Origin of the sequence: Acetobacter okinawensis (genome assembly GCF_002153655.1) — a bacterium.
In the GTDB taxonomy this organism is placed as follows: domain Bacteria; phylum Pseudomonadota; class Alphaproteobacteria; order Acetobacterales; family Acetobacteraceae; genus Acetobacter; species Acetobacter okinawensis_A.
Genome location: NZ_JOPJ01000070.1, coordinates 1 through 352 on the forward strand (window position 1 = coordinate 1; position 352 = coordinate 352).

1 protein-coding gene is annotated in these 352 nt (G+C 47.2%); it reads right to left on the minus strand.

Annotated elements, in window-relative coordinates; all coding sequences use genetic code 11:
* Positions 1–302, minus strand: a 302-nt coding sequence (locus tag HK26_RS12760) for a recombinase family protein (protein WP_257641005.1), incomplete at its 3' end; no start/stop codon positions are given.
* Positions 303–352: the final 50 nt, after the last annotated feature.

Below are 352 nucleotides of genomic sequence, written 5' to 3' on the forward strand. Positions count from 1 at the left end.
TTCTGAGCATGGTCTATGCCACTTCTAATGCGCTCATTAATGGTTTCACGCTCATTTTGAGCAATGACCGACATCAACAGATAACTGACACGGCTTGACCTGTCTGACGTATCCACACCCTCTGTCAGACTTCTGACTGTTATGCCTTTCTGGTCAAATTCTTCCAGCAATCGTGCGAGATGGGCTGTTCGTCTTCCAAGCCTGTCCACCTTCCAGACTGTCAGAACATCCCCCTTGTTTAACAGCGACAGCAAACTGTTTAACTGTGGCCTGTCTTCTGTTGCACCGGAAATGACATCCATAAAAATTCTTTCTTTTGGAATCCCGGCTTCCAGCAATCGACTGACCTGCA